Below are 20,847 nucleotides of genomic sequence, written 5' to 3'. Positions count from 1 at the left end.
TCGTTTCATCCCAGTGCTTTCGGCTAGAGTGTCGGCTCAGAGAGAGCATTGGTGGCCAACGTACGAGCCTCGATCACGCGGGCATCGATACTCGACATCGTGGCAGCGGAGGGAGCTGGCATCGAACTGCTCGAGATTCCCCCCGTATACGGATTGATCGTGACCCACGAGTTCTCCGCATCCATGATGTTGCTCAGACTCCCCTCTGCGGCAGACATCGCAGCCACACTGTCGAATCGCGGAGAAGCGACTTGTTCAGTCCGCCCAATCAACAAATGAATCAACCCACCAGGCCGACCTCGCGCGAAAGTGGTTGAACCGTCGCTGAAACGCTGTTGGCGATACCATGTCTCCGCCTGCCCCGTCGGGCCAAAAATAATGTAGATCGGTCCGTAATCCCAATTACCAGTGCTTACATCCGGAGGATAGGTATCACTTGAAAGCGAAATCATATCCGAACTAAACTGCCGCCCAGCTGGCCCCAAGCCCGACATATGCAAATCAATACAAGTCCCGCGTGGGAGCCGAACGCTGCCCGCCATCGACTTGCTCGGCTTGCGATAAATGCGAAACGGGAATCTCTGCTGGGAGAGAGCATTGTTAGCGCCCCTAGCTGTCGGCAAACCTCCCTCGTCACGCGGTAATTCGAGCATGAATTTCACGCGAACTACAGGGATGGATGTCCCCGACACGGGATCAGTGACCGTCCAAGTCGTTGGTGCTTCGCGAATCAAATAACGCTGCCGCGACACACCGATTTCAATTAAATCCTGCGCCTCCACAAAGCCAGTCACCTCAGCCAGAGTTGCCGCCTCCGCAATGGGAATGTCCAACGCGTCCAGAACGCCATCACCATCGGGATCGCTCAGCCACCCCGAGGCACTCGCATAATCTCCTTGGTACGCTGGAAACACATCGCCCATCGAAAGGCGGAGGCACATATTGGTAGATCCCAAGCCGCCGTCGGCTGAGTAGCTAGCGCGCTCTAGAATGAGCGACACCGGGCGTCCCGTCGTAACCGCCCGCGCCTTGCAATTCTCGGCATAGGTGCTGACAATCCGCGCCGCTTCTGAAACCTTTTGCCCCGATAGCAGACTCTTCAAGGATGGAAGCGTTACGGCCGCTAAGATCACCATGATCCCCATCACGATGAGCAGCTCCACCAAGGTAAAACCGAGTGAACGTCGACTCTGGCTAGTCATTCGACTCTTCATGATGTCCACTCCTACTCAAGTAACAAACTGTAGTTGGTGATGTTGTCGTCGGCAGCGGAAAAATTGCCCGAGCTATCCTCATCAATGTTCGCTCCCAATCCCATCCCCAACCAACTCCCATCGGTATCGTAAGAACCGACGTAAGGATCAAGATTGGTAGCGTAGGCGATCCCCGCCCCGCTACTATCCTGAATATCGAAAGAGACATCGAACACTCCGTCCGGACCGGCCGAGATGATCAGCGGTACCAACTGCCAAGGCTTCTGCGTATAGTCTCCATCTCGCCAACGTAGATCGCTGCGCAGCGGATCCATGGCGTCAGGCGATGTCGTGTCGTTCAAGGGACTTGCGTATCCAGCCGGCCAGCGGAGCCAGCGGATGGGCACACCCCAGGCGTCGAGGAACTCTGGCAGACCGTCACCGTCCACATCCCCGATCTCGGTGGGACGGAAGGCTTCCAAAGCAGAGCCTCCACCGTGGGTCGATGATGCCACGATTTGATAGAGCATTTCTGCCCCCTGAAACTCAACATTAAATTCGGGTGGAGGTGTCTGCGGGCCGCTCACCGGCAGGCGGTAAATGGCCTTTACCACATCGGTATAGCCCCCTCCAATCAAGGGCGCGATACCGATCCTCTGACGCAAACTATTGTACTTCCCGGGTGCAATGCGGTTCACTACGGAATAGGTGGCACCATTGCTGAGTGTCGCAGAATAGTAGGCAGGAGAGTAAACTAAGTCGGACATGCGATCGGGCAATTCCATCCGCATGAGGTCTCGCAAGACAAACATGCGCAGCCGCGCTCCCTCGCGAGGCCGCAGTAGAGGCTGACCGTCGGCAAGTTGCGGTCGCAGCATGTCAGGATCGATGTCGATCCGCGCAGCCCGGTAGCGGAACCCCTCCCACTCCTCGAGAATCACCGCGTTGAGCTTCTCGATGGTGGATCGCGTGAGACTAACTTTGGCATCGGTTTGCGCGCCAGCCAGGGTGTACAAAACCATGCTGGACATGATGCCGATGATCGCGACGACGACCAACAACTCGATCAGCGTAAAGCTAGGTCGATAGCGGGGTGCCAGCGGTCGAGTCAGTTGAATGTCTAACATGGTTGCCTCTAAATTCTTTCAGCGATCGCATAAGAACTGCTTCATCCTGAGACCCTAATCTCAAAACGACACAGTTAACCGAACCTAAATCGCCTGCTTAAATAGGACGCAAATCACGCGCCGCAATGGCTGGTTTCTCGCATCGATGCAAGCAATTCAGCAAGTAGATGCCAATTGGACTAGTTCGCAAGCGCGTCGCCCAAAATTCCTGCTGAAAAGTTGGTGGCGTTGTCGAGTTGCTGACTCGGCAGTCCCTGCTGAACCTGATAATTGTTGGGACCCGACTGGGAGTCTAAATCGACGGTAATGTCGAGCGAGGCACCACTCGGGAAACGGAAGTAGACCGGCGCGCCAGTGGCCGGCTGAGGAGCTCCTCCATAGTTATCATCCAAGCCAGCCGTCATCAGCTGGAAGGTCTTCGGTTCCATGTAGCGGTAGTACGTATCGGCAGCGATGGTACCCGTCGTCTTGACTTCATCCGATCGATACGGACGCGCGGTGCCGATGGCGTCCGAGTGGTAGTAATTAAACACACCACCAGCAGAGTAGGTCTGACTGTTGAAATAGACGTAAGGGGCCAGCATGCCCGAGGGAACATAAACAGGCAGCAGATCATTGGGCATGGGTTGTTGCGATTGCCCAGGCACCCTCCTAAATTCGCCGAACAATTCGGCTTCGTCCGATGAGACGGTCAGGCCGGTTGAAGTGTCGAGCGTCAATTGCGATTGCTTGAATTCGTACAACGGTGAGCTGCGATCCACGTTGTACTGGACGCTAGCCCGTTCGGAGGCCGGCGTGGAGGAGTTCACCTGCACGCCACTCGTGTTCAGGATGTAGAAGGGGCCCCCGGTTCCAGAAAATGGATACACCGGATCGCTGCTAAAGCCTCCTAGAAAAAAGACCAAGGCTTCGGGGCCATCCATCACGGCGCCGGGAAAGTTGGATGCATTGCTAAAGCTCGTTAGCAAAACTCCCTCAGATTCTGCAATGCGCGGAAAGGCCTTGCGCAAATGTCGCTGCAGACTGGTCAGGCTCGAGCCATCGGGCGGGTAGTCGCCGTATTTTTGCTGGTACTGCTCAACGGCACCGGCCAGGGTTATGACCTCCATGGCCATCGCATTCTGCTTGACTTTGGTCAACGCATAATTTACGGCCGGGACGATCAGGCCAACTAAAATGCCGATGATGGCAACCACGGTCAGCACTTCGACTAACGTGAAGCCTATTCGCTGGGGGGCTCGATTTTTCATTGCGTCTGTTCCTCTTGGGAATTTAAGTGTGCATTCCGCGCTACCAATCCGGCTGCTGCGATTCCGTAGCAAGCAGCCCTGGCCAATCCAAAGTTCTGACTCTATGCAAGCGAGGTGATCATCGAAACGAGTGGCATGAACAACGAAATCACGATAAAGCCAACCGCTACCCCTAGGAAGCAAATCAACAGCGGCTCAATCAAGCGCGTCAGGCCTTCGGTCATCACGTTCACTTCGTCATCATAGGTATCCGCCACCTTGTACAGCATCGTATCGAGTTCACCGGTCTCTTCCCCCACGTCAACCATATTCACGACCAACTCGTCGATCACCCGACTCTTCATCTTCATAAGATAGAACAGCAGACAGCCAACGGCCCCTAGACCGCAGCTGATCCCGCCTACGGCCAACAGCGTTTCCATCGAGCCCTTGGTGCCCGTGTTGCGACCAGCCGTTAAAGCGACCGATAAAATCATGACTCCAGGGAAGGTCCCCATGATGACCCAGTACACCGCAGCCAGCGGATGGAAGCCAGGCACCGAATTCTCACGCAGGGGCTTACTGATCACTTCCCCCTCGCGAATTGCCTCCGTCACCTTGGTGAAAATCCGCTCGAACAAAGCGTTGCCAGCCGTCTCACGGGTAATGTTCAGCGCCTCCAGAATCGGAACCCCCGAGGAGATCAACGTGCCCAGCGTTCGCGTGGTCCGCGCCAAAATATTCTTCTCGATCAAGGCCCCGAACACCGGCAGCTTGAGCATGTACATGTCATACCCCATGCGTCCCATGCGGAACTTGCGGAGTAGTTTCGTGAGCAACCAATAACAGAATGGAATGAGCAACATCAAGAACCAATACTTGACGATGTAGTCACTCATCGCGATCAGCAACAGAGTGGGCGGTGGAAGAGTCAGCCCGAACTCTTCAAACATCTTCTTAAATGTGGGCACGATCACAATCATGATCAAGCAGATAATCAAGGCAGCGATGATGACCACCGCGATAGGATAGATCAGCGCCCCCTTCACCTTCCGCTTGAGCGCTTCGGCACTCTCCAAGAAGTCGGCCAGACGCTGGAGAATGGTCTCCAAAGCTCCCCCAGCCTCCCCGGCCTTGATCATGTTCACATACAGGCGGGTAAAAACCTTGGGCGACTTGCTCATCGACTCCGACAGGGTCGACCCCGTCTCAATCTCGTCGCACACATCCATGAGGGCATTTTTGAGCTTACCCGGCTTATTGTTTGTTTCCAGAATTTTGAGGCTGCGCAAGATCGGCAGACCGGCATCCTGCAAGATGGAGAGCTGACGAGTGAAGGCGGTAATGTGCTTCGTCTTGGCCCCCCCCATCGCAAACGGACGCTTGCGTTTGGCGCCCACCGCCGCCTTGGCGACCCCCTTCTTGACTTGGATTTTGGTGACGAAATAGCCCATCTGCCGAATAGTGGTCTGCGCTTCTTCTTCGCTCGCCGCTTCGATGATGTCTTTGATCTCTTGGCCGGTTGCGTCCATTGCCTCAAATTGGAAGGTAGGCATGGCGTTCGTCCTCGCTATTCTGGGCTACAGCAAAATTTATGGATTCGAATGTTGGTTGTTGTTCACTGTCATGGGCGGACGTTCCTTCACTGGAACCCATTCCCGCACACTGCGAACCTCGCCATTGCCGCACGATGTTTGATCGTAGCATGCAGTGGTTTATTTCGCGATTATTTGGCAATCCATTTACGCGTTACTCGGCAATCGTTTCCCGCAAGACCTCATCCGCCGTGGTCAGTCCCTGGAAGACATAGTTGATGCCATACTTCCGGAGCGGCGTCATGCCGAAGTGCTCCGCCCGATCACGCAGTTCATCGGTGGTCGCATTTTCCATGATCATCTCCCGCAGGTCATCGTTCATGATCATCAGCTCGAACAAACCGATTCGCCCCTTGTAGCCGGTGTTGTTGCATTTTTCACAACCGGTTCCGCGGAAGAATTTTTTGTCGGCGACCGTCTTGGGATCAATCCCCAGATCGAGCAAAATCTCCTCACTAACCTCCGTCTCCTCGCGGCAGTTGGTGCAAATCCGGCGCACCAAACGCTGAGCCAAAATGGCTTCGACACAGGCGGTGAGCAAGAACGTGGGAATCCCCATGTCCTTCATCCGCGTGATCGTGCTAGGCGCATCGTTGGTGTGCAGCGTACTGAACACCAAGTGCCCCGTGAGCGAGGCTTGAACGGCAATTTCCGCCGTCTCAATGTCTCGAATCTCACCCACCAGAATCGTATCCGGATCCTGCCGCAAGATGGCTCGCAGGCAGGAAGCAAACGTCACCCCAATCCCGTGATCAATAGGGATCTGCACAATCCCATCGATGTCATATTCCACCGGATCTTCGGTCGTAATCAATTTATCTTTACTGTCGTTCAACTCGCTCAACGCAGAGTAGAGCGTCGTGGTTTTGCCGGAACCGGTCGGGCCCGTCACCAACAGAATTCCGTTGGGGCGATCGATGGTCTTGCGAAACAGAGCTAACGTGTCAGGATCCATTCCCACGTTTTCCAAGCTGAGCGAAACGACCGAGCGGTCCAGGATCCGCATTACCGTACTCTCGCCAAACATGGTCGGCATCACACTCACTCGCAGGTCGACCTGGTGACCACCCACCATCAATTCAATACGTCCATCCTGAGGCATGCGACGTTCGGCAATGTCCAGGTTGGCCATGACCTTGATGCGTGTGGTAATTGCGAATGCCAAGTGGCGAGGCGGGGGAACCATCTCATACAGCACCCCTTCCGCCTTGATGCGAATGCGAAACTCATCTTCAAACGGCTCAAAGTGAATATCGCTGGCGTGATCCTTAATCGCGAGCAGCATCACCATGTTGAGCAGCTTGCGGACCGGCACGCTATCGGCCAAGGCTTCAGCGTCGGTGATATTGAACTTGTCGCTGGAGACCATCGAAGCGGCTTGAAACAACTCCTCGTCATCATTCAGCTCGTTGATAATACTCTCAACAGAGTCGACGTCCGAGGCATAATGCTTGTCGAGTACCGCTTTGATCTCACGCTCGGTAGAAACGACCATGCGAATGTCGTAGCCCAGGAACGTTCGCAATTCATCCTGCACAGTCAGATTCTGCGGGTCGCACGTCGCGCACGTCAGCGTATTGCCATCAAACTGCACCGGCACAATGCGATACAACTGAGCCATTGTTTCGGAGATTTTGTCCAGCACGTCGGGCGGCAGCTGCACATCGCCCAACTGCACGGTCTGCATATTCAGCTGTTCAGCTAACGCCTGAACAAGTTGCTCATCGGTAATGAGCCCCATATCTTCGGCGATCTTGCCAAGCAAGGCGCCAGGCCGCTGCTGCTGTTCATCCAAGATGACTTCAAGTTGCTCATCGGTGATGAAACCTAAGTCGACTAGGATTTGACCAATTCTACGGACTACCATATCGGACCTTCTCAGGCAGTTAGGCGGTCCTTTACGGGGACCGCATGCATGACGCTACTTGTAAAAACAACCCTAATCCTCTTCGACTTCCGCTCCCTCGTCCTCCAGTCCCCGCCGCGCATTCACAATGCGGCGAGCCAAGTCATCGGGACGGTGCGCTTTCCCCAGCACATCCTCAACGGTGACCGTGCCATCCTTCCAGAGATTGAACAGGGCATCATCCATCAGGTTCATCCCAAACTTGGCCCCCGTCTGGATCGCCGAGTTGATTCGGAACGTCTTGTTCTCACGAATCAGGTTGGAAATCCCCGGTGTCACCACCAGCACTTCGTAGGCGGCCACACGCCCACCACCGATCTTCGGCAGCAACGTCTGCGCGACCACTCCGATCAAGGTCGTACTCAACTGGGTGCGAATCTGATCCTGCAAGTTTCCGGGGAAGGCATCAATGATCCGGTTTACCGTTCCCTGCGCACTGTTGGTGTGCAAGGTACCAAACACCACGTGACCGGTTTCTGCAGCGGAAATCGCCGCGGAAATAGTGTCCAAATCTCGCAGCTCGCCGACCAGAATCACATCGGGATCCTGGCGCAACGCCCGGCGGATCGCCTCGGAGAAGCTGGGGACATCCACGCCCACCTCTCGCTGGTTGATCGTCGACTTCTTGTGGTCGTGATAGAACTCGATCGGATCTTCGATCGTAATGATGTGGTGATCGTGCGTCTCGTTGATGAAATTGATCAAGCTGGCCAGCGTGGTACTCTTCCCCGACCCGGTTGGCCCGGTCACCAACATCAGCCCCCGCGGGCGCTGCACCATCTCGACAATGGCCGGGGCCAAGCCCAACTGCTCTGGGGTCAGCTTGTCGGTGGGAATCTGCCGCAACACCATCGAGATGTTACCGCGTTGCTTGAAAATCGAGACCCGAAACCGCGCCTGATCCCCAAAGGCAAACCCGAAGTCCGAGCTCCCCGATTCCTGCAACTCACGCTGGCAGCGATCCGGCGCGATACTCTTCATCAGCGACATGGCATCTTCCGGCTCGAGCACTTTGGTCTCAAGCTTGCGCATCCGGCCATGCAACCGAAAAACCGGTGGCTGCCCCACCACAATGTGGATATCGCTCGCCCCCTGCTTTACCGCTGCCTGCAGAAGTTTGTCAATTAATACGGTTGCCATGCACGTTCCATTCCAGCTGCTTCACTGGTTGAGCTAGGGGCTGTGAAATATCGGGCTGTGAAAAAATCTCGAAGCTTACATTCTCGAAAGCCACCACGCCGGGCTCGCTGGGAGCCTGCCGGTGAGCCAAGCTCATAGCCCGACTGCGAATACGGCGACGGTTCGGTAACCGACACGCCCTACCAGAACATGGCGACTCCGACCCAACAGGCCAGGGCGACCAAGTCTTGCCAACGCTTAGGGATCACATAGAAGTAAAGACGAGAGTTGCGGGGCTTCCCGAGCCCCCTTACGCTGTCATTGTAGCTACCACCCCCCTCCTCAGTCCAAACAAATGAACCGAAAACAGAGTGAACATGCACTCCTGTGGGGGATTCGAGTAACGATTATTTGTCCTGGGCGTCCATGAACTCTTTAAACACAATCTGCAGGGCCAACTGATCCTGCTCGGTCGTCTTGGCGACGCGAAAAACCTCCTCAAGGGTCGTCGACCCGCGCAGGACCTTGCGAATCCCATCGCAGAACAAGGTCGTCATTCCCTCCTTAATCGCCTGCTCGGCGATCGCCTTGGTAGACACCCCTTTGAACATCAACTCCCGTACCTTGCTGGAAACTACCATCAATTCGTAGATACCCATCCGCCCTCGATAGCCAGACTTCTGGCAATAACCACACCCTTTCCCTTTTGCGAAAGTCGCTTTCGCAGCAATCTCCGGAGGAATTCCGGCCTCCTCCAACTGGGCCGGACTGAGCTTGATCTGCGTCTTGCAACGCTTGCAAATCGTCCGCACCAGACGCTGCCCAAGCACCGCCACGACCGAGCTTGCCACCAGATAACCGGGTACCCCCATGTCTGTCATCCGTGTCACAGCACTGGGCGCATCGTTCGTGTGTAGTGTACTGAATACCAAGTGTCCAGTCAAAGAAGCCTGAATACCCATCGATGCGGTCTCGGTATCCCGCATTTCCCCGACCAGGATGATATTGGGTGCTTGCCGCAACATCGAGCGGATAATGCGAGCAAAGTCGAGCCCGATATTGTGCCGCACCTCCACCTGATTGATCCCCGGCAAGTAGTACTCGACGGGATCCTCGGCGGTAATAATCTTCTTGTCCGGGCGGTTCATCGAATTGAGAGCCGCGTAGAGCGTGGTCGTTTTTCCAGAGCCCGTCGGCCCGGTCACCAGCATGATCCCATTCGGCCGCTTCACCGTTGCCATGAAGATCTTGAAATCGCGTTCCGACAACCCAAGCTGCCGCACCCCGACCTTAATATTGTCCTTGTCGAGCAAACGCATCACGCACGACTGACCGTGGTTGGTGGGAATGATGCTGACCCGCAAATCCAGCTCCTTCTCCCCCACAGTAACCTTAATCCGCCCATCCTGGGGGCGACGGCGTTCCGCGATATCCATCTTGGCCAGGATCTTAATCCGCGACAAAATGGCACCCAGCAGCCGCCGGGGAGGGCAATCTCGCTCCACCAAAATCCCGTCAATGCGGTAGCGAATCCGCACGCGATCCTCAAACGGCTCGACGTGAATATCCGAGGCGCGCAGCTGGACCGCCTCCTGAATCATCATCCCGACCAGTCGCACCACAGGCGCATTGGCCTCATCCGGAAACTCATCATCCCCTCCGGCGCCATCCTCGGCAGTTTCCGTAAAGTCGATCTGCGTGTCGGTGAACTCCTGGAGAATCGAGTCAGCGGACTCCCCTTCCACCTGCCCATAGTAGCGGTTAATAGCCTCCTGAATGGCCTCCCGAGGGGAGAGAGCCGTTTCAATCTTCCGATTCAGGATAAACCGCAGCTTCTCGATGGTCTCCAGATCGAAGGGGTCGCTCACCAACACATGCAGGGCACCATCTTCCCCTTCCTTGTAGGGGATAATGCTATTTTCACGCGCCACGGACTCCGGAACGAGCTGAATAACCTCGTCGGCGATCTTCACTTCCGCCAGGGAGACGAAGGCTATCTTGTTAAACTTTGCCAACGCACGATAAACCGCCTCCCCTTCGACATAGCCGGTCTGAATAATGGCGTCAGCTAGAGGCACATTACTTTCACGCGACAGGGTAGTTGCCTCGCTCAATTGGTCCAGGCTAATCGCCCCCTGCCGGAGGAGCAGGTCGGTAAAGTCGCGTGGCTGGTCCATGAAAATCAACTCCTGGTGGCAAGCAAGTGCGAAACAAGTTCGAAAAGCGCGGTCGAAGACGAGGATGGAATTCTACACCATCATCTTGACTCGCGGGGGGCACGAGTGTCAATGATTTTGTGGATAAGGCGCGGTAGATTGGAGCCCCGCGTTGGGCAAGCCACGTGCCGAAACGGTCCAGGAACCCAAAAATTCCCCAAACTCTTATCTCACCTGGGTTTGCCAGGTCGGGCCTAGTGGGATATATTCTCTGCTTGCATGTCGGCCCGCTCGCTCCCCTATCAGCTGAAAACACATTCTTGACTGCGCAGTAGAACCTGAGGGACGTGGAGCTATATTCTGCGCCACGTCGATCGTCTTCTGCTTGGGCAATTTGCGCGAATGAATCCCCCTTCTTCGTACATTTTTGCTTGCTCCTAAGTGTGTGGAACCCTAGTCGAGCGGCCTCAGTATCTTAAAACTTACGGATCATTTAGGAGAACGCTTCGTCAATGGCCACTTCTTCGCAGCGACGACTACAACCTACAAGTGTTCGCAAGTTCGGCTCGGGTCTAGACACCCTTGAGATCCCGTCACTTACCGAATTGCAGACCAAGAGTTACGGGCTGTTCTTACAGGACGAGAGCTCCTCCGACGATCGCTTGCCCATTGGGCTCGAAGGCGTTTTTCGTGAAATTTTCCCCATTGAGAGTTACGACAAGAACGTATCGCTCGAATACCTTCGCTACGAACTAGGCAAGCCACGCTACACGCCTGACGAGTGCCGACAACTGCGCTTGACCTATGGTCGCCCGATGAAGGTCTGGTTGCGTCTCAATCGCGAGCAACCCATCGAAGAAGAGGTCTACCTCGGGGACATCCCCATCATGCTCGGTGGCGGGGAATTCATCGTCAATGGTGCTGAGCGGGTAGTCGTTAGCCAGTTGCACCGCAGCCCTGGCGTCGACTTTGTCGAGGAGAGTGAAACCACCACCGACCGCAAGCTGCCTAGCTGCCGAGTGATCCCTGAACGTGGTAGTTGGATCGAGATCAATATCACCAAGAAGGATAGCCTGAGCGTCCGCATCGACCAGAGCGGTAAGTTCTCGGTAATGACGCTCCTGCGGGCGATGAGCCCTGAGTTGAGCAGCGATACCGAATTGTTGCGAGCCTTCTACCCAACCACGGTTGAATCGATTGAGGACGGCCGCAGCGTCAGCAAGATCGAAAATAAGGTGGCGGTGGACGACGTGGTTTACCCAGGCGATTCCGAGCGCGCTGGGGAGATCATTATTGAGGCCGGGCACTCCATCTCGAAGACGACGGCAGAAACCATCTGCACATCGGGCATCGAAGAGATCGAGGTGATGACCGCCCCTCGCACCCCGCTGCTGACAAACTCGCTGGCTGAAGACAACACCAATAGCCACGAAGAGGCGTTGCTACGGATTTACCAACGACTGCGTCCCGGAAACCCTCCACAACTGGAGAAGGCCCGGACGTTGTTCCATGAAAAATTCTTCGATGTCAATCGCTACCGCCTCGGCCGCGTCGGACGTTTTCGTCTGAATCGCAAATTGGGACTCGAGGTCGATGAAAATGTCATGACCTTGCGTTCGGAGGACCTGCTGGCTTCGATCAAGTACATGATCGACTTGTTTGACCCCGATTCGGGCGCGCAATTCGACGATATCGATCACCTGGGAAATCGCCGTCTCCGGACCATCGACGAACTGGCCAGTGAAGAACTCCGCAAGGGCTTCCTGAAGCTTCGCCGCACGGTTCAAGAACGGATGAGCCTGAAAGAGGCTGACGAAGTTTCTCCGCGCAGCTTGGTGAATCCCAAGAGCATCAGCGCTGCCATCGAATACTTCTTCGGTCGTGGCGAACTCTCGCAGGTAGTGGATCAAACGAACCCTCTCAGCCAGTTGACCCACGAGCGACGCCTGTCCGCCCTCGGCCCAGGTGGTTTGAATCGTAAACGCGCAGGCTTCGAAGTCCGCGATGTTCACATTTCCCACTATGGTCGCATCTGTCCTATTGAGACACCTGAAGGCACGAACATTGGCTTGATTAGCTCGCTGGCGATCTACGCGGGCGTCGATGAGTACGGCTTCCTCGTGACTCCCTACCGGATTATCAAAGAAGGCAAGCTCACCGAAACCGTCGTGTGGCTGCGTGCCGATCAAGAGGCCGACGCGTACATTTGTCCGGCGGATACAGAAGTCAAAGACGGAGCCTTGGTCTCGGGCCCCAACCTGATCGCCCGCTACCGTGCTGACTTCCAGATCACCCTGCCCGAGGAAGTGCAATACATGGATATTGCGCCAAGCCAGATGGTGGGAATTTCGGCTGGGTTAATTCCATTCTTGGAACACGATGATGCCAACCGGGCCTTGATGGGCTCCAACATGCAGCGTCAAGCAGTGCCGTTGCTGGTGGCCGAACCCCCGATCGTCGGTACCGGCATGGAACGCGAAGTGGCCAAGAATAGCGCCATGGTAGTGCGAGCCAAGCGTGCTGGCACGGTCACGGCCGTGGATGCGACCAAGATCGAAATCGGTCCCGACATCTATCGCCTGCACAAATACCAGGGCTTGAACGAGCGTACCTGCCTGAACCAGAAGCCGATTATCAATCTGGGCGACGTGGTTGAGCCAGGGCAGATCATTGCCGACGGTGCAGCCACCTACCAGGGCGAGCTCGCTTTGGGCCGCAACGTTCTCGTCGGCTTCATGTCGTTCGATGGTTACAACTACGAAGACGCGATCATCATCAGCGAAGAGCTGGTGCGGGCCGATACCTATACCTCGATTCATATCGAAGACTTCGACGTGGAGATTCGCGAAACCAAACTAGGTCGCGAAGAATTCACGCGGGACATCCCCAACGTTTCGGAAAAGGCTCTGCGGAACCTGGACGAAAGTGGAATCGTTGCGGTGGGAACGTATGTTCGTCCGGGAGACATTCTGGTCGGCAAGGTTTCCCCTAAGAGCAAAACCGAGCTCACCCCCGAAGAAAAACTGCTGCACGCCATTTTTGGACGGGCTGGCGAAGACGTGAAGAACGACTCCTTGGAAGTCCCGTCGGGGATGGAAGGAATCGTCATCGACACGCAAAAATTCAGCCGTCGCATGAGCCTTTCGGACGACGAACGCAAGGTATTCGAAGCAGAGTTGAAGGAAGTTGAAAGTGCCGGTAACGCCGAGATCTCGGTGGTCTTTACCAAGTTCATCCTCGAGATGGAAAATGTGATCGGTACCAAGCTAACCGATGACGACGGCACTCCACTGGCCGGTGAGCAAGACCCACGTTTTGTGGCGGAGAATGCACAGACGTTCAACTTGTCGCGCCTCCTCAACCGCCTCGACGAAGGCTTGCACGAACCACTTCGCGAAGTCTACAAGGGGTATTGGCCCAATGTGGAAGAAGCCATCGACGAACGCGACCGCAAGCTCAACAGCATGAAGCGTGGCGACGAGCTTCGCAGCGGTGTCCTTCAAATGGTCAAGGTTTACATTGCCACCAAGCGAACGATCAGCGTGGGTGACAAGATGGCGGGTCGCCACGGTAACAAGGGGGTTATCTCCAAGGTATTGCCGATTGCGGATATGCCACACCTTCCCGACGGAACCCCGATCCAAATCATGCTCAATCCACTCGGCGTACCAAGCCGGATGAATGTGGGGCAGATCTTGGAAACCCACTTGGGTTGGGCCGGAGCGAAGCTTGGCTTCCAGTCGATCACGCCAGTATTCGATGGAGCCACTGAAGGGGTGATCAACGACTGTCTAGCCGAAGCAGGCTTGCCGAAGCACGGAAAAGTCCGCTTGACCGACGGTCGAACGGGCGAGCCGATGGAGCAAGAGACCACTGTTGGCTACATCTACATGCTCAAGTTGCACCACTTGGTGGATGACAAAGTTCACGCTCGTAGCACGGGCCCCTACTCGCTCATTACGCAACAGCCACTCGGTGGTAAGGCTCGCTTCGGCGGTCAGCGTTTTGGAGAGATGGAAGTTTGGGCACTCGAGGCTTACGGTGCTGCTTACATTCTGCAGGAATTGCTGACAGTCAAGAGTGACGACGTGGAAGGTCGTACTAAGATCTACGAGTCGATGGTCAAGGGAGAAAACACCCTCGAAGCGGGCACCCCAGCCAGCTTTGATGTATTGACCAACGAGATTCGCGGTCTGGGACTCAACATGCGTTTAGAAAAACGCAAGCTGTAACCTGCTAGGCGTCCCGGCAACTCTTCAGGAGCTGCACTCGGTCAAGGCTTGTCGTGGGACGAAGCCTTGACCTCTCGGACGCAGAACCACCCCCCGCAACCCCACAAGCAACCCGACCGGCCAATTCAATCACTGCATCGAATTGGCTGGTCGCCCATTTTCCTGATCCATCATAAACGATAGCACATTCCGGTTGGGTATTTTGGCAGTCGCCTCTCGAACTGCTAACACAATCCAGATCCTTAGGAGCCGCGGTTCATGTCGACAACTGAGAACAGTTACGATCGCGTAAACGATTTTACTTCCGTCAAAATTAGCTTGGCACGTCCCCAGGACATTCGAAGCTGGTCCTTTGGAGAAGTAAAAAAGCCAGAGACGATCAATTACCGAACCTATCGCCCTGAGAAGGACGGCCTCTTCTGCGAGCGAATTTTCGGACCAGAAAAAGACTGGGAATGCGCCTGCGGTAAGTACCGGGGCATGAAATACAAAGGGATGATCTGCGATCGTTGTGGCGTAAAAGTGACCCACTCCAGGGTTCGCCGCAAACGCATGGGGCACATTGAGCTGGCCGCCAAGATCGTTCACATCTGGTTCTTCAAAGCCATGCCAAGTCGGCTGGGAGCCCTGCTCGGCATGAAGACCTCGAGCTTGGAAAAGGTTATCTACTTCCAGGACTACGTGGTACTCGATCCCAAAGAAACCGAGCTCGAGCCTCTGCAATTGCTGAGTGAAGGCGAGTATCGCGAAGCGCGCACCAAGTACGGCGAAGACTCGTTCGAAGCGGGCATGGGTGCCGAAGCGGTACACTCGCTGTTGACCGCCTTGGACCTCTCCACGCTCGGCGAAGAACTCCGCAAAGAACTGTCTGAGACCAACAGTAAGCAAAAGAAGAAGGATCTCAGCACACGCCTGAAACTGGTAGAAGCCATTCGTGACAGCGACAATCGTCCCGAGTGGATGGTGCTGGACGTGATTCCGGTAATCCCTCCAGACTTGCGTCCGCTCGTATTGCTGGATAGCGGCAACTTTGCCACCAGCGATTTGAATGACCTCTATCGCCGGATCATCAACCGCAACAATCGCTTGCGCAAGTTGGTGGACTTGAATGCACCAGAAGTCATCATTCGCAACGAAAAGCGGATGTTGCAGCAGTCGGTCGACGCCCTGTTCGACAACAATCGTTGCAAGCGTCCCGTGCTGGGCAGCAGCAATCGACCGCTGAAGTCGCTGACCGATATGATCAAGGGGAAGCAAGGTCGTTTCCGCGAAAACTTGCTCGGTAAACGGGTCGATTACTCGGCTCGGAGCGTGATTGTGGTGGGCCCACGCCTACGTCTCCACCAGTGCGGTTTGCCTAAGAAGATCGCCCTCGAACTCTACCAACCGTTCATCATTCGCAAGCTGAAAGATCTCGGTCACGCCGATACGATCAAGTCAGCCAAAAAGATGCTGGAGCGCAAGGACGAAGAGGTTTGGGATATTCTCGAGCAGGTCATCAAGAATCACCCCGTGCTGCTCAACCGTGCTCCAACCTTGCACCGGATGGGTATCCAAGCCTTCGAACCGATCCTGGTAGAGGGCAATGCGATTCACTTGCACCCCTTGGTATGCAAGGGCTTCAACGCCGACTTCGACGGTGACCAAATGGCGGTCCACTTGCCGCTGTCACTCGAGGCGCAAGTCGAAGCGCACACGCTGATGATGAGTACTCACAATATCTTCGCGCCTAGCAACGGCCGACCGATCATGAGTCCATCGCAGGATACGGTGATGGGTTGTTACTTCATCACGGTGGTCAAGAACGACATGAAGGGCGAAGGCATGACCTTCTCCTCCATGGGCGAAGCCGATTTGGCGTTCAACCAAAAGATCATCGGCCTACACTCCAAAATCCGAGTTCGGCTGCCGCGTCACCGTCGTCTGAAAACCGAGGATGGTAGCGGCAAGTTCGGCGACATCATCGACACCACCTATGGTCGCGTGTTGTTCAACATGATGCTGCCAGACGGCATGGACTTCTACAACTTTGCACTCCGCGGTAGCGACTTGGCAGCGGTCATTAGCGACTGCTACTCCCGCCTCGGACGACGTGCGACGATCAACCTGCTCGATGACATGAACCAACTCGGCTTCCGTGAGTCGACCAAGAGTGGTCTGTCGTTCGGCACCGATGACCTGGTGACTCCCGATTCGAAGTATCAGTTCATCGCTGATACCGAAAAGGAAGTCATGAAGTACAAGAAACGCCATGACCGCGGTTTGATTACTCAGACCGAACGCTATCGCCAAGTACTTGATTTGTGGACCCACGCTCGGGAAAACATCACCAAGGACATGATGACAGCGATGGAGCATGACGATCACTTGGGCAACTGGTACATCAACCCGGTATTCCTCATGGCCCACTCTGGTGCTCGGGGTGGTATTGAGCAAATTCGCCAACTGGCGGGTATGCGAGGTTTGATGGCTAAGCCTACCGGTGAGATCATCGAGACCCCGATCAAGGCCAACTTCCGCGAAGGCCTGTCGGTGCTCGAGTACTTCTCCAGTACTCACGGTGCTCGTAAGGGTCTGGCCGATACAGCCCTTAAGACTGCTGACTCGGGTTACTTGACTCGTAAGCTGGCTGACGTGGCACAGAACGTGGTCATCACGCTCGACGATTGCACTACCACCCAAGGTATTACCAAGGGTGTCGTGTACCGTGGCGAGAAGGTGGAAGTTCGCTTGATCGAAGCCATTACGGGCCGTATCTCACGCCACAACATCGTCAATCCGGTAACGGACGAAGTCATTGTCGAAGAGAACCAGATGATCACACGGGAAATCGCCCGTAAGATCGAAGAAATGGGTCTGGAAAAGATTCAGGTTCGAAGTCCAATGACTTGTGAGGCAACCCTTGGTGTATGCCGCCGTTGCTACGGAATGGACATGTCCACCGGTGCGATGGTCGAAGAGGGGATGGCTGTGGGGATCATCGCCGCTCAATCAATCGGTGAACCTGGTACCCAATTGACCATGCGTACGTTCCACATCGGTGGTGCGGTAAATACTAGCGTGGAAGACAGCGAAATTGTCGCTAAGGTCGGCGGTACGGTGAAGCTCGCTAAGATGCGTTGCGTGACCACCGAAGAAGGTGCACAAATTGTTCTCACACGTAATAGTGAGATCGTCCTGCTCGATCCCAAGGGACGCGAACTGGAGAAATACGACATCCCTGCTGCCGCAGTACTGAGCATCAAGGAAAATGATGTCGTCGAACCCGGTGCAACGCTCTGTGAGTGGAATCCGCACAAGATTCCAATCATCTGTGAAGTAAACGGAAAGGTCCGCTTCGACGACGTGGTCGAAGGCGAGACCATGCGATACGAACGCGATCCAGGGGGCGGTACTCGCCAGGTGATCATCGATCACAAGGGAGATCTTCACCCTCAGATCGTGATCGAAGACGCCGACGGCAAGCCACTGGACGTGTACTACCTACCAGAGCGTGCGGTTATCTCGTGCTCGGAAGGCAACATGGTCAAAGCGGGTGCTGACTTGGCGGAAATGCCTCGGGAGTCGAAGGGCGTTGCCGATATTACCGGTGGTTTGCCTCGAGTTACCGAAATTTTCGAAGCTCGCAAACCTAAGGATCCTTCGGTAATTGCGGAAGTCGACGGTTTGGTCGAATTGCAACAAACCAAGCGTCGCGGTAAGCGAACGATTATCGTCCGCAGCGAAAGTGGTACTGAGCACGAACACTTGGTTCCACACGGTAAGCGATTCATGGTGCACACCGGTGACGAAGTTAAGGCTGGACAGGCCTTGGTGGACGGACCACTCGTGCCACACGATATCCTACGCGTCAGCGGGGAAGAGGCCGTTCAACAATACTTGACTCACGAAATCCAACAGGTCTATCGTAGTCAACGCGTGGAAATCAATGACAAGCACGTCGAAGTCATCATTGCCCGCATGTTGCGGAAGGTGAAGATCGAGTCGGCCGGCGATACCACCCTGCTGCCAGGCTTGGTGATGGACAAGTTCGAGTTCCGTCGCGTCAACAACGAGATCTCCGGCTGCCTGAAGATCACCGAACCCGGTGATGGTGACTATGCAATCGGTACGCTGGTTCCACGCGAGACGCTCGACCAATCCAATGCCCAGATCGAAGCCTTGGGTGGGACGCCTGCCAAGGGCAAGAAACCCAAGCCAGCGACAGCCAGCACGCAACTGCTAGGCATTACCAAAGCGGCCGTTCAAAGCTCCAGCTTCATCTCGGCTGCCAGCTTCCAAGAAACGACCAAGGTACTGACCGAAGCGGCACTGTCCGGCAAGGTCGATCGCTTGGTAGGGTTGAAAGAGAACGTGATCCTAGGGCACTTGATTCCTGCCGGAACCGGCTTCCGCTCCTTCCAAGAATCGGAAGTTTCCTACCGTCGCGAAGCGTTGGAAGACCTCGTGAATCGCGGTACTGCCGCCCTCCAAGAAGATTTCCCATTGCTGCAACAAGGCCCTCCGGCCGCCACTGCAGAACCGGAACTCGACAGCCCGTCGAACGATTCTTCGACGCCTCTGTAAGCTTCCTGTCGGCATAGTTCATCACTTCAAAACGCTCCGAAGAGTCATCTTCGGAGCGTTTTTTTATGCCAGGGTCGAACACCGGGATTCGGCCCCTCATCCCAGCTCGCTCGGCCAGTGCTGGCGTCGCGTTGAATCCAGCATTGCACCGTTTGCCTTTCAACATCGAGCAGAAGCAATGTAGAAGCGATTTTTGGACAGTCCAACTAGAACGCTCTACTAGATCAACGCTCTACCAGGTCGCCCTTGCCAGGTCGGCTTGCCGCGCAGGAGTACCGCTCGTCCAACGTGAAGAAGCAAGAGGGGCGTACGTCCACATGCCCAGTGCAACAGTGCAACGCGACGATGCTACGCGACGACTACCGTCCGACGATTACCGTCCGACGATTACCATGCCCCACGGTGAGGCAAGGGTAGAGTCTGGAGCAACTGTACCGTCTTGGCCATGGCACCTTGCTGGGCGATCACCAGTTGTCGAGCGCGCTGCCCCCGCTGTTGCCCAGCCTGAGGATTGGTAAGCTGCTCAGCCAGCCAGGTAGAAACCGACTCTTGCGAAGGCAATTGGATGGCAGCATCGTCGTCGAGCAGCAGCTCGACGACATCGCGGAAGTTGGAAGTATTGGGACCGAAGGCGACGTTTGCTCCGTAGGCTGCCGGTTCGATCATATTCTGACCTCCGCGTTTACCGAAGCTACCACCGACCAACGCCACCGTAGCCAATCCCCACCAGTGCGACAGTTCGCCTACGGTATCGACAAGCAAGATGTCCCAATCCGTCGCCTGGACTGCCGTGGTAAGCTCACTTCGTCGCAAGACCTTGGCGGGCAGACTCTGCAGCGATTGAGCAACGGCATCAAAGCGATGCGGATGTCTCGGTACAACCACCAAACGCAGCTCGGGAGCCTCCTGACGACAATGCAGGAAGGCAGTGATGGCGGCCTGCTCATCTTCAACTTGGGTGCTGCCGGCCATGAACACCGTATGCCGCTCTTGCACCCCCACAAGGGCGCGCAACTGCTGCACTTCCGTCGAAGAGGAATTCAAACTTGCGTTATCGAATTTCATCGATCCGGAAACGACCGTGACGCGAGCGTCGGTTCCGCACTGGCGAAAGCGATCGGCGTACAATTCCGACTGGGCACACACTAGACGCAGTGAGGCAAACATACCTCGTGTCAGCCAACGGAATCGACGATACCCGGCAGAGCTTCGCGCGCTTAAGCGGCCATTGACCACTACCACTGGAACGTCGGCCCGCTGCGCAATGGCGAGCAGGTTGGGCCACAACTCCAGCTCACCGAGCACCAGCAGGTCAGGTTGCAGCGAGCGAAAAGTGCGGTGGACGGCCCAGGAAAAGTCGAGCGGGAAATAGAGTGTCCTCACCGCCGGAGGAAGAAGCTTGCGCGCTAGTTCCATGCCGCTCTGCGTCGTGGTGGAAACCACAAACCTCGCGTTGGGCCAAACCGCTTGGAGCTCCTGGCGGAGTGGATTGAGCAGCTGTATCTCACCGACACTCACCCCATGCAACCAGATTGTGGGCGATGCTGGAGAGCCTGCCGGCGGGGGTTGGGACGCGGCGCCCCACAACTTTTCGGCCCAGCCTTGGCGATAGCGCCCCGTGCGGAGACGACGCACCACCAACCAAGGAATTGCTAGGCAGAACGCGAGCAGATACAGGAGGTTTCGAATCCAAATACTGAGCATGCTCGGTCCGGCAGACGAAT

Annotated in this window: 10 protein-coding genes; 2 read left to right on the top strand and 8 right to left on the bottom strand. The window is 55.7% G+C overall.

The window, feature by feature from the left end:
• Positions 1–23: 23 nt before the first annotated feature.
• From Q31a_RS05735 to Q31a_RS05705, 7 genes are all read right to left on the bottom strand, one after another.
• Positions 24–1,214, bottom strand: a complete 1,191-nt coding sequence (locus Q31a_RS05735) for a pilus assembly FimT family protein (RefSeq protein ID WP_145075312.1) — start codon at positions 1,212–1,214, stop codon at positions 24–26.
• Between the two features lie 11 nt (positions 1,215–1,225).
• Complete coding sequence (locus tag Q31a_RS05730) at positions 1,226–2,320, bottom strand: type II secretion system protein (protein WP_145075309.1); 1,095 nt, start codon at positions 2,318–2,320, stop codon at positions 1,226–1,228.
• Positions 2,321–2,499: 179 nt separating this feature from the next.
• Positions 2,500–3,570 (bottom strand): type II secretion system protein, encoded by a 1,071-nt coding sequence (locus Q31a_RS05725; RefSeq protein WP_145075306.1) that lies wholly within the window; start codon positions 3,568–3,570, stop codon positions 2,500–2,502.
• A gap of 101 nt (positions 3,571–3,671) precedes the next feature.
• Complete coding sequence (locus tag Q31a_RS05720) at positions 3,672–5,105, bottom strand: type II secretion system F family protein (RefSeq protein ID WP_145075304.1); 1,434 nt, start codon at positions 5,103–5,105, stop codon at positions 3,672–3,674.
• A gap of 193 nt (positions 5,106–5,298) precedes the next feature.
• On the bottom strand, positions 5,299–7,011 hold the full coding sequence (locus Q31a_RS05715; RefSeq protein ID WP_145075301.1) for a GspE/PulE family protein: 1,713 nt from the start codon (positions 7,009–7,011) through the stop codon (positions 5,299–5,301).
• A 72-nt stretch (positions 7,012–7,083) separates the two neighbouring features.
• Positions 7,084–8,190 carry a type IV pilus twitching motility protein PilT gene (locus Q31a_RS05710; RefSeq protein WP_145075299.1) on the bottom strand — a complete coding sequence of 369 codons (1,107 nt, stop codon included), beginning with the start codon at positions 8,188–8,190 and terminating at the stop codon, positions 7,084–7,086.
• Between the two features lie 386 nt (positions 8,191–8,576).
• Positions 8,577–10,346, bottom strand: coding sequence for a GspE/PulE family protein (locus Q31a_RS05705; RefSeq protein ID WP_145075296.1), 1,770 nt, complete (start codon positions 10,344–10,346; stop codon positions 8,577–8,579).
• 491 nt (positions 10,347–10,837) lie between these two features.
• On the opposite strand from Q31a_RS05705, the gene rpoB reads away from it, so the two are divergent.
• Together rpoB and rpoC are read left to right on the top strand one after the other, a co-directional pair.
• Entirely contained in the window at positions 10,838–14,557 is a 3,720-nt protein-coding gene (rpoB, locus tag Q31a_RS05700; RefSeq protein ID WP_145075293.1) for a DNA-directed RNA polymerase subunit beta, read from the top strand.
• A gap of 258 nt (positions 14,558–14,815) precedes the next feature.
• Entirely contained in the window at positions 14,816–19,123 is a 4,308-nt protein-coding gene (gene rpoC / locus Q31a_RS05695) for a DNA-directed RNA polymerase subunit beta' (protein WP_145075290.1), read from the top strand.
• A gap of 387 nt (positions 19,124–19,510) precedes the next feature.
• Here the strand turns inward: rpoC and Q31a_RS05690 are convergent, their stop codons facing one another.
• On the bottom strand, positions 19,511–20,827 hold the full coding sequence (locus tag Q31a_RS05690) for a 3-deoxy-D-manno-octulosonic acid transferase (RefSeq protein WP_145075287.1): 1,317 nt from the start codon (positions 20,825–20,827) through the stop codon (positions 19,511–19,513).
• Between the last annotated feature and the right edge of the window lie 20 nt (positions 20,828–20,847).

This window comes from Aureliella helgolandensis, assembly GCF_007752135.1.
In the GTDB taxonomy this organism is placed as follows: Bacteria; Planctomycetota; Planctomycetia; order Pirellulales; family Pirellulaceae; genus Aureliella; species Aureliella helgolandensis.
This window is presented reverse-complemented; position numbering and strand designations above follow the sequence as displayed.

Bases quoted from the DNA above. Each gene is read 5' to 3' on its own strand.
- Q31a_RS05715 (WP_145075301.1), bottom strand. From the start codon at position 7,011: ATGGTAGTCCGTAGAATTGGTCAAATCCTAGTCGACTTAGGTTTCATC.
- Q31a_RS05690 (WP_145075287.1), bottom strand. From the start codon at position 20,827: ATGCTCAGTATTTGGATTCGAAACCTCCTGTATCTGCTCGCGTTCTGC.
- Q31a_RS05720 (WP_145075304.1), bottom strand. From the start codon at position 5,105: ATGCCTACCTTCCAATTTGAGGCAATGGACGCAACCGGCCAAGAGATC.
- rpoB (WP_145075293.1), top strand. From the start codon at position 10,838: ATGGCCACTTCTTCGCAGCGACGACTACAACCTACAAGTGTTCGCAAG.
- Q31a_RS05705 (WP_145075296.1), bottom strand. From the start codon at position 10,346: ATGGACCAGCCACGCGACTTTACCGACCTGCTCCTCCGGCAGGGGGCG.
- rpoC (WP_145075290.1), top strand. From the start codon at position 14,816: ATGTCGACAACTGAGAACAGTTACGATCGCGTAAACGATTTTACTTCC.
- Q31a_RS05710 (WP_145075299.1), bottom strand. From the start codon at position 8,190: ATGGCAACCGTATTAATTGACAAACTTCTGCAGGCAGCGGTAAAGCAG.
- Q31a_RS05735 (WP_145075312.1), bottom strand. From the start codon at position 1,214: ATGAAGAGTCGAATGACTAGCCAGAGTCGACGTTCACTCGGTTTTACC.
- Q31a_RS05725 (WP_145075306.1), bottom strand. From the start codon at position 3,570: ATGAAAAATCGAGCCCCCCAGCGAATAGGCTTCACGTTAGTCGAAGTG.
- Q31a_RS05730 (WP_145075309.1), bottom strand. From the start codon at position 2,320: ATGTTAGACATTCAACTGACTCGACCGCTGGCACCCCGCTATCGACCT.